This window comes from Marinagarivorans sp., assembly GCF_982758155.1.
On record NZ_CEXWTU010000263.1, the window covers coordinates 1 to 6,229 of the forward strand.

4 protein-coding genes and 1 pseudogene are annotated in these 6,229 nt (G+C 45.4%); 2 read left to right on the plus strand and 3 right to left on the minus strand.

Translation table 11 applies throughout. The features are described 5' to 3' along the window. A pseudogene (locus AC3A8L_RS18925) lies at positions 1-361 on the plus strand (hypothetical protein); the annotation flags it as partial. 26 nt (positions 362-387) lie between these two features. Beyond that, positions 388-1,254 (plus strand): Fic family protein, encoded by an 867-nt coding sequence (locus AC3A8L_RS18930; protein ID WP_487963839.1) that lies wholly within the window; start codon positions 388-390, stop codon positions 1,252-1,254. A gap of 500 nt (positions 1,255-1,754) precedes the next feature. Here the strand turns inward: AC3A8L_RS18930 and AC3A8L_RS18935 are convergent, their stop codons facing one another. The 3 genes from AC3A8L_RS18935 to AC3A8L_RS18945 form a co-directional block, all read right to left on the minus strand. Next, entirely contained in the window at positions 1,755-3,179 is a 1,425-nt protein-coding gene (locus AC3A8L_RS18935) for a hypothetical protein (RefSeq protein ID WP_487963840.1), read from the minus strand. A gap of 1,166 nt (positions 3,180-4,345) precedes the next feature. Beyond that, the gene (locus tag AC3A8L_RS18940; RefSeq protein ID WP_487963841.1) at positions 4,346-4,912 is read right to left on the minus strand and encodes a hypothetical protein; all 567 of its coding nucleotides are present in this window, start codon (positions 4,910-4,912) and stop codon (positions 4,346-4,348) included. Next, positions 4,906-5,688, minus strand: coding sequence for a peptidoglycan-binding domain-containing protein (locus tag AC3A8L_RS18945; protein ID WP_487963842.1), 783 nt, complete (start codon positions 5,686-5,688; stop codon positions 4,906-4,908). The genes AC3A8L_RS18940 and AC3A8L_RS18945 overlap by 7 nt, the downstream gene beginning before the upstream one ends. Positions 5,689-6,229 lie beyond the last annotated feature (541 nt).

A 6,229-nucleotide genomic window follows, 5' to 3' on the forward strand; every position in this document is an offset into this window, starting at 1 on the left:
GCGCTTGATCGCAAAGCTGATTACTAGCGGCCAAGTGACTGCGCTGGGTGAAGGTAGGGCTCGCCGTTATTTTGGGATAGATGCTCAAGCGAGCTGCGGTGTACTGGCCGCTAGTGTCGATACCTTCCCGCCTTTCATTCCATTGTCTGCCGATAGCCAAGACATACTGGCTTATATCAACCAGCCTCCAGAGGCACGCAAGCCGGTAGGTTATCAGAGAGATTTTCTCGATAGCTACCTCCCTAATAAGACCTGGTATTTGTCGGCGTCGCTGCGCCGCCAATACATAAAATGGGTCGGACGATTGACGCTGACAAGCCGGCAGGCACTTACAGTCGCGCCATTCTTAACCGGCTGCTGATCGACTTATCGTGGGCGTCAAGTCACTTGGAGGGCAATACTTATTCTCGGCTCGATACACGCGAGCTCATCGAGCATGGCACGGCGGCGCGCGGCAAAGCTACCCTCGAAACACAGATGATTCTGAACCATAAAGCGGCAATCGAATTGATGGTCGAAAATATCGATAGTGCGCAATTCAACCGCTATACGCTGATGAATCTGCACAGCGCGCTGGCGGAAAATTTGTTGCCGAATCCCGCCGACGAAGGCCGCATTCGCCATCACGCCGTCGATATTGGCAAAAGCGTTTATCGCCCGCTCTCAACACCACAGCAAATTGAAGGCATGCTGGAAGTGCTCCTGGATAAAGCCAGTCAGATCACCGATCCGTTTGAGCAATCCTTCTTTATGATGGTGCATTTGCCCTATCTGCAGCCCTTTGCCGACATCAATAAGCGCACTTCGCGATTGGCCGCGAATTTACCGCTATTCCGCGTAAACCTTTGTCCGCTGACTTTTTTGGATGTACCGGAGCAGGCCTACAGTCGCGCTATTTTAGGTGTGTACGAAATGACCCGAGTGGAGCTGCTACGTGACATTTACGTCTGGGCTTACGAGCGTTCTACGCAGGAATATCTGGCCATCAAGCAAGACTTGGCAGAGCCCGATCCCCTTCGATTATTTTGGCGCAATGTCATCAAGCAGACCATCCGCGAAGTTGTCACGCAGCCAAAGCTTGACCCGCTTTTATGTATTCAGCGAGCGGTGGAAGAACGAGTTCCCGAGGGTGAGCAAGCCAGTGTGCAGGCACTGATTGTCGAAGAGCTCCGCAGGCTGCACGAAGGAGTACTGGCGCGCTACGGTTTGCGGCCCTCTGAATTCATTGCTTGGAAGGTGGTGCATGCTCATTAATGGATTCGGGTTTGATTTTGGTTTTTGAGGTGCTATGTAGCTTCGTATTAATGCGCAGTAAAAAAATAAAGAAATTTTCTTCAGTATGATGTGCATGTCTTCGAAAGTGTTATGCAGTAGCGGCAGAGTAAAACTGGCTGAAGCTCGCCGTGAATATTTCTCGACATTATGCTCCCTGCAATGTTTACCATTCACATCCCTTTAAACGTCTATACGCTCTACATCGGCTTCCTGGCTTTGAAGGTTCCAGCCAGCTTCACTCTGCCGCTTTTGGATTTCTAATATCGCTTTATTTGTATTTTTTTAGGCGCCATAGCGCCATTTAAGGTTTGTTAGCAAAATAAGTACTTTGCTTTTTTGGAAGATATAGGGCGGTATGTAGCTATGTATTGCGAAATCTATTCGATGTGCGCCCAGGTTGATATGGGTGTCCACAAATATACCCTCGGTCGTTTATTTGGCATTGCGCCCATCTACAAAGCTATTAATTTACTATAACTCTACTGGCTATCCAGGAATCGCTCAAAGGCATCTTTAGTGAGATTAACCGGGTTGGGCAGCAACCCTTCATTCCCATAATTATAACTATTCATGTGATAGACCCAACCGTCCCGGTGAAGAGCGCTGCTGCCGCTCAGTTGAATAATATTATCGAGGGTGGGAGGCAAACGAACATTAGATACAACCGTATTATTTTCTCGCAAAGCAAAAACAGTGTTTCCATATGCCTTCTCACCCAAATTAGGGCTCGTGACGTAAGTATAATCATTATATTGATTGAAAGCTGATAGCTCTCTGGCCTCTATTAAGCCGGTTGTACCATAATCAATGATGCCCACTCTCCCGTCGTCAGTTAGGTAGGCAAACACCGAGAGCTGCTGTATGTTCTCAGCCAAAGTAACACCTGAGCGCTCATCCACAATCTCGCCTTGTTGATTCAAATATATGTGGCGTAATAGCTGAGGTGTAACACTAACCGCATCGCTTAGCTCCACACGGTAGTCCGCGAACGAGGTAAAGACTCCCCCCCCCTCATTAACAATGAGTGTTGTTGTTCTAGCGCTCACAACACCAACCATTTCGGTAATATTGCCGAAATCTTGTAGGATAATTGACTCGTTACCGTTCCTATAAGTCCTAAGCTGGTTGTCCTCAGTCACCACATGAGCCTGAATATTTTCTGACGCCACCAGCTTGATTGGTTGATCCAGAACTTCACTAAAATAATAAGCATCTGATTTAATTTGTAAATCCTCCTCTAAATAGACAAACGAATTATTCTCACGGACAACAATCTCTGAGCGATCGGACCCTTGATATACCTGCGTTGCGCTTAACCAATCATTTTGAGGCACTACAAATACGACCTTTTCTCGCTCAAAGGTGTGCCCCAGCACGGTTGTCACTTTTACAGCGAACACCCATCGTTCAATCTCTGTCACCTCGGGCGCCTCAAAGCTCAAGCTAAGCCCGCTAGCATCAGTCTCGTAACTAGATTCCCCCGCCGTCTGCTGCCAGCTTATGTCAGCTATCTGATCTGAAAGGAAGTTCAAAGGTTCAGTATTTAATGCGACTTTAATTACATGGGTTTGATTAGCCGGCAGGGTTAATGGCGGGCCTACGTAAGGCACTTCGGCGTATGTAGGCATATTGATGTATTTTGCTTCGCCGTCGACAAGACCGACAAAAAAATTGCAACAAGCATCGAGCGTGGGCTTGGTGATCAAGCCAGAGAGCTCCTTCAGCTCACCATTTTCCAACACGGTATACTTAAAGGGCTCATTCTCGAAGACGTACTCAGGGACTGTGTATTCACTGCCACCAAAGGTTACCGACCTAGTTTCAGCCTTGGCCTCACCGGTTTCACCACTACACCCCATCAGTAAAGTACTTAATGCCAGCACTATCATTGTAACTATTTTCATTTGAATACCCTATTACGATTATGTCAATTTTTAGAAATATTAGGCCAAGTGATTAATGCGAACAGAAGAAAAATAAACTACATTCAATTTCACCAGAATACTTGAGGTCGTGTTTAGCTAGTTCCCACTTAAATGGATTTTATTGTGCATGAGCCTAAACATCAAAAATCACGGAAAATTCATTCCTCATTCTAATTCACAAGCGAAGAATTAATCTGTTAAAAAATGTACGATTGCCAATACACTAAAAAATGGCGCAGGATACTCAACTCAACTCAACTCAACTCAACTCAACTCAACTCAACTCAACTCAACTCAAGTTTGGTGGTGATTGAGTTGTTATTGCTGACGCGATAACAAGATAGTGGGGCAAGCACGGTCTTAGAGCAATACGCCAAGAATCGTAGAACTATTTTTGATTGCTCAGTACTGTCGTAGGTATAACGTGGGTGTCCTAGATGCGCTGATTGTCGAAGAGCTCCGCAGGTTGCGCGAAGGAGTGCTGGCGCGCTACGGTTTGCGGCCCTCTGAATACATTGCTTGGAAGGTGGTGCATGCTCATTGATGGATTTGGGTTGATTTTTGTTTTTGATGAAAAATGGCGACGCATCGTTTAACGTGTAAATTGATTGCACAGTGGGTATGTTGTTTTTTTAGTCTTGTCGTTGGGGTTTTTAGGCGGAGTTGGGTATAAGGTTTTTCCTTGGAGTGCATGTCCTCGATTGTTAATGCAGTACGGCAGGGTAAAGCCAGCTGAAACTCGCCGTAAACCCATCATGGGGGCTCCGCAGCGCAATCCTTTGCGCTGAGGGTTTCTGCTAGCTTCACCCTGCCGCTAACGCTTTGGGCACTTTTCTTCCCGAAAACACCAAAGTGCCACCTATACTCATTTGTTGGCGTGAAAAGTGTTTCTGCTTTTTGGGTGATAGGGCAGTATGTGCTCTTAATATCCGCGCTGCGGAATCATGTTGAAGTTTGCTAGTAGAGTGATATGGATGTCTTCAAATGCGTCTGGGCAGGCTGTAATCTGAAAGTCTGAATCGTAGCCGATATTGTGCCGATCGCCTTGGTTTAATAACGTTGATTGCTTGAAGAGGCTAACTTGGTGGAAATAGGTACACACTCTAATTTAGTGTGTACCGCTAAGGATTTAAATTAGATTGAGTTTATGATCCACCGAGACCAAAGTAAAAAGTCAGGGTGGCTTGGTTGCCACTTGTCGCAGGCTGAAAGCGGATAAAGTGCTCGACACTATTATCTGACCTGGCAGCCATGTGGGGTAATCCGCGAGTGAAAGCGGACTCTATCGATAATTGATGTTCATTCATTTCGCGATCGACAATCATTTCGAGTGGCGCGATCAAACGGTAATCTTGCTGAACTTTCGGGATGAGTTGGCCGATATTGTTAAGCGCTGCTGTAAAGCTTTGCTGAGTCAATTGCTTTATACGATATGTGACTTCGAAGTTGTACATGGAGCAATATTTTTGCTCAAGCACAGTAACGTCGCCATTTTTGTATTCGATAGTGTGAGTGACGGTGTGCTCTAAACTTGAGGGGTCTCTACCTTTTACTCCGGGGAGTACGCTTCCATTCTCAATTGGAGTAATTGAAGTTATTACTGCATGCGGATAGGAACAGTCTTTCGCTTGTCCAGTTTGAATGGGTTGAGCAGAACATGCATTTATGGGCAACATTAGCAGTATTAAATACAGCGTGGCTTTATTTAGCATATTCCTCTAACTCCATTAATAAAACGAATTGGCAGTAAAATTGTGCGCTTGTTGTACTCGGATATCGCTTTCCCGCTGGGCTTGATTTCAAGGTGCCAGTAAGAATTACTTTTGCTTGTTTCATCAATAAATTTAGCAATATAGCCTTCTTTTTGAAGGGATTTACACGCGTTGGTGAATTTCGGGAGAGAAAAATTCTTATTCACAGCTCTTGTCGAGTTTAACCCTATATCAATCACATTCAGTTTTTCATAATCTGCCTTGGGTGCGCAATGCAACGATACACGTCTATTTTGCTTGGCTAGCTCGAGAATTTTATCGGTCATCAGTTCAATAATTTCATTGTCGCTTTTAGTTTTATGCTTCCGATAGACTTCTAGCACTTCGTCGCCGGCTGAACCGTATAGGTCAATTTGCCGCTGCAGGCTTATCTTGGCGTTCTTCAGCACAATGGATGCTTGGTGGGCTGGAAATCGAAGAGTCGATGTTATTACTGCATGCTCCATGCCTGCTTCTTTCAGTGCTAGGCGGATTACATTTTTGCTGTATTCAGATACCAGCTGTCTCTCTTTCGGAATGTCCTTGTAGGTTACGAGCAGTTGGGATAACCCAGCTTTGCTACGGATTGTTTGCGTGGTGACTGGCGCCACTGGCTGGTGCTTTGACTGCAGCCGTACACTGGCTTCTGCGGCGTTCTGCTCTTTGGTGTCAATGTACATAGTGAGATAACGAAAGGTTTTACCATTTGGGTCGACGCGTCCATCAGGGCTGTTCATTCCGACAGATTTTTGTTGGAATTCTTTAATAGCGCTGATTGTGTTGCTTCCAATTAGGCTGTCTTCTACTAGCTTTGTGCTATTTTTTTGGCTATTAGCATTGAGGTGAATTTGATTAAGTTTAACGTCGGCGCGCTGATTTCAGGCGTTCGCACCTACAGATCGCATGATTCCTTTCTGCATGTTTCTTCCTTGCATTGTGTTGAATTACAAAGTGTGTATGAAGGATTCCTCCATCGCTCGTAATTTACAATAAAAGCCAGCTGTTTACAATCGACAGGTTATTGCCCATTTAGAGATATAGCAAGCAAAGGAAGCCCTGCAAAACTTCAATTCTAAGTACATGCAGGGGCTAGATGGAGCGCAGATACAGGGATAGTCACTCTAAATTTCGAATCGGTAAATGTTAGGTAAAACGTTTCTCTAAAATGACTTATTGGTGAGCTGATAAAATTGTTAAACTTAACCGCTACCGATATTTATCGCCATCCAACGGTATCGCGTAAGCAAGCTTCCGAAGCTGCAACTGCAGCATGGTAAT

Excerpts from the sequence above, each read along its gene's own strand:
- AC3A8L_RS18935 (WP_487963840.1), bottom strand. The coding sequence starts at position 3,179 with ATGAAAATAGTTACAATGATAGTGCTGGCATTAAGTACTTTACTGATG.
- AC3A8L_RS18940 (WP_487963841.1), bottom strand. The coding sequence starts at position 4,912 with ATGCTAAATAAAGCCACGCTGTATTTAATACTGCTAATGTTGCCCATA.
- AC3A8L_RS18945 (WP_487963842.1), bottom strand. The coding sequence starts at position 5,688 with ATGAACAGCCCTGATGGACGCGTCGACCCAAATGGTAAAACCTTTCGT.